Here is a 3,397-nt window from a genome sequence, read left to right on the forward strand (position 1 = left end):
GTGCAGGTCCGGGGCGCGACAGCCGCGGGCAATCCGTCTCCGGCTGCTCGGGGGCGTATCAGTCTTCGCCGAGGAACCCCCGGATCGCGGATGCCGCCGCCTCGGGCGTCTCGTAGTGGATGAGGTGTCCGACGTCGGGGATCTCGACCAGCCGGGCGTCGGGGAACAGCGTCGCCAGATGCCGCTCGGCCTCGATCGGGGTGATGTCGTCTTTCTCTGCCGCGATCAGCAGCGTCGGCTGGGCGATGCGCGGCGCGAAGGCGCGGACGTCGTGCGACACGCTCGTCACGAACGCGTCGTGCAGCACGTCGCGGTCGGCGAAGCGGGAGAAGTACTCGTCGTGCTGCTCGTGCACGAAGCGGCGCAGGGCGGGATCGCGCGTCTTCGCCATGGCGTTGCTCATGACCCGCACGATAAGCCCGTTGCGCAACAACCCGTCGCCGATCGCCCGAGGGAGCTTCGCCCCGGCGAGGTAGTAGAACACCGCGAGTCGTGTGAGGACGCCACGCGGCCCCTCGAGCGCGGGAGCACCGATCGGATTCACGAGGATGAGTTTCGGCGTCTCGAGCCCCGCCGCCACCGCGGCGGACGACACGATCGAGCCGAACGAGTGCCCGAGCACCACCGCTCCCGGCGCGACGGCGCCGACGAAGGCGCGCAGCCACGCGGCGTAGGCCTCGAGGTCGTGCCGACGCCCCGCCAAGGGCGCCGTCTCGCCGAACCCCGGCAGGTCGGGAGACACGACCCGGATGCCGGGAAGGTACGCCACCACCGGGTCGAGCCCGTGATGCTCGCCGCGGAATCCGTGCACGGCGACGATCGTGGTGGCCGCGGCGGCGTCTCCGTAGACCCAGTACGCCGTCGTGCCCCCGAGAACCTCGACCTCGCGTCGCTCGACGGGGATCGCGGCGAGCAGGTCGGCGTACGGGTTCGGCATGGGTTCGATTTTAAGAGGGGGTTCCGACATCGCCGCTCCGCCCTCCCGGATCCCGCCGAAGAGGGCGGGGACTCTTGTTCTGCACGGCGCGAGGACACCGGCATCCCTCCTCCATCCCTGCGCGCCTCGCCGCCCATGTCGGACCCCCGATCTACGGTGACCCCATGACCCTGTGGCAGGCCGAGCCGCTCCCGCTCTTCCAGACCCCCGAATGGACCCGTCTCGTCGGCGTCTTCGATCTCGAGACGACCGGCGTCGATGTCGAGAACGATCGCATCGTGACGGCGCACGTGGGCGTCATCGACGCCGATGGCCACGTCGTCGACGCGCGCGACTGGCTCGCCGATCCCGGGGTCGAGATCCCCGACGGCGCGGCCGCGATCCACGGGATCACCACCGAGCGGGCACGGGCCGACGGCGCTCCGGCACCGCGGGTCGTGGGCGAGGTCGTCGAGGCGCTGAACGCGCTGTTCGCGGCGGGCATCCCGGTGGTGGCGTACAACGCGCCCTTCGACTTCTCGATGCTCAAGCACGAAGCCGTCCGACACGGGGTCGCGCCGATCGAGGCGCCGTCGCCGGTGATCGACCCGCTCGTCGTCGACAAGACCTACGACCGCTATCGCCGGGGGAAGCGCACCCTGTCGGTCGTGGCGGAGCACTACGCGGTCCCGCTGGAGTCGGCTCACGAGGCATGCGCCGACGCCGTGGCCGCCGGACGCCTCGCCCTCGCTCTCGCCGATCGGTTCGGCCCGTGGCTGCCCGCCACGCTCGAGGAGCTTCACACGCGCCAGATCTCGTGGGCACGGGCCCAAGCGGCGAGTCTCACCGAGTACTTCGTCAAAATCGGACGCCTGGATGCCACGGCTCCCCCGCTCGACGGAGCGTGGCCGATCCGCTGAGAAGCGAACGACCCCGGGTCGAGCACGCAGGAGCGCTGGCGGACGCCGCACTCGAGGCGGGCATCACGGGCAACGGGCGGCTCGTTCATCGTGGCTGGATACCGCCGACCCCCTCCTGACCGGCGTGACGAGGCGTGCGCGACCGGCATCGTGAGGCACCTCCCCCGGTTCCCTCCTGCGCGTAGGACGACACCGCTCGCCGCACCGGGGACGGTCGCCCGGGCGCCGACGTGCGTGCGTGACAGCACCACACACCGCCCCGGAACGACAGCACCGCCCCCGGGTTCACCCGCGTACGCGACACCACCGCGCCGAAGTACCTCCTACCCGTCGTTCTCGCGTGTGCGGTATCCGCCCGTCGAAGAATCGGCGGCGCGCTCCCCGTGCGGCATCAGCTCGTCGACGATCCGACCGGCGCGCACGCCCCGAGATTCCGGCCCTTCGCGGCAATGTCGGAGGTCCCCGATAGCGTTTTGACATGGACACCTCCGCCCCTCTCGCCGACCGGCCGTCACCGGCTGAGCGGTCGTGGGACGGGGTTCCGTGGCCCACCGACGACGAGCTCGAAGACGAAGTCGCATGGGCCCGTCTGCTCGATCTCGGCGCGGCGAGTCACCCCGACGAAGCGTTCTCCGCTGACGACGTCCTCCCCGACGCGCCCGCGGCACCTCTCGATGCCACAAGAGCCTCAGCATCCGATCTCGACGCGATCCTCGGACATCTCGAGCTGATCGCCGCCGAGCGCCACCGTCTCGCGGCCGAGGAGGGCCGTCTCATCGCAGCGGTCCTGCGCGACGCCGCCGCAGACCCGACGCCCTGGGTCGGCCCCGACCCGACCCTCGACCTGTTGTGGAGCGATCCGCGGGGCCGCACGGCCGCCGCAGTGCGACGCGACCGCGTCGATCTCGCGCAGCGCGCGGCGGCTGCCGAGATGGCGGTGCGTCTGCACCTGTCGGAGCAGACCATCCGCACGCGTGCCACGCACGTCGAGGCGCTGCGAGAGCGCTGTCCCCGGCTGTGGGACGAGTTCGCCGCCGGCCGGACGTCGGAACGCCACGCCGTCGAGGCGGCACGGCTCGCGACCTCCCTCCCTGACGACGAGACGGCGTGGAGCGCGTTCGACGACGGCGTCGCCGAGACCGCGACGAGATTGACGCCCACGAAGTTCACCGTCGCCGCGCGTGCTCTCCGCGAGCGCGTGCACGCCGAGTCGATCGACGTCCGCCATCGCCGCGCCGCGCGCGATCGCGGGGTGTGGATGACGCCCGAACTCGACGGGATGGCCTCACTCAACGCCCTTCTCCCCGCCGAGCGGGCGCGCAGCATCATGACGCGCCTCGATCGCGCCGCTCGGCATCTGGCCGCTGCATCGGACGAGGAGCGCACGCTGGCTCAGCTGCGCGCCGACGTTCTCGCCGACCTCGTGACGACTCCCACGCCCGATGCGGCTGCGGTCGACCCGCCGACCGCCCTTGCGCCTCGAAACGACTCCGGGCCCCAGTTCGATGCCACTCCCCGGCACACGGCCGCGCCCACAGACCCGCCCGCGCCCGCGCCCGCG

3 protein-coding genes are annotated in these 3,397 nt (G+C 71.9%); 2 read left to right on the forward strand and 1 reads right to left on the reverse strand.

Annotated elements, in window-relative coordinates:
- Positions 1–58: 58 nt before the first annotated feature.
- Positions 59–937, reverse strand: a complete 879-nt coding sequence (locus NS220_RS18635) for an alpha/beta fold hydrolase (protein WP_058625451.1) — start codon at positions 935–937, stop codon at positions 59–61.
- 164 nt (positions 938–1,101) lie between these two features.
- On the opposite strand from NS220_RS18635, the gene NS220_RS18640 reads away from it, so the two are divergent.
- Positions 1,102–1,836: an exonuclease domain-containing protein gene (locus tag NS220_RS18640; protein WP_058625452.1), complete on the forward strand. Its 735-nt coding sequence runs from the start codon at positions 1,102–1,104 to the stop codon at positions 1,834–1,836.
- Positions 1,837–2,314: 478 nt separating this feature from the next.
- On the forward strand, positions 2,315–3,397 hold a 1,083-nt coding region (locus tag NS220_RS18645), incomplete at its 3' end, for a DUF222 domain-containing protein (RefSeq protein WP_081323272.1).

The organism is Microbacterium testaceum (assembly GCF_001476655.1).
Lineage (GTDB): Bacteria > Actinomycetota > Actinomycetes > Actinomycetales > Microbacteriaceae > Microbacterium > Microbacterium testaceum_C.

What these genes read in the sequence shown, in the direction of transcription:
- NS220_RS18635 (WP_058625451.1), bottom strand. Translation starts at nt 937, where the DNA reads ATGCCGAACCCGTACGCCGACCTGCTCGCCGCGATCCCCGTCGAGCGA.
- NS220_RS18640 (WP_058625452.1), top strand. Translation starts at nt 1,102, where the DNA reads ATGACCCTGTGGCAGGCCGAGCCGCTCCCGCTCTTCCAGACCCCCGAA.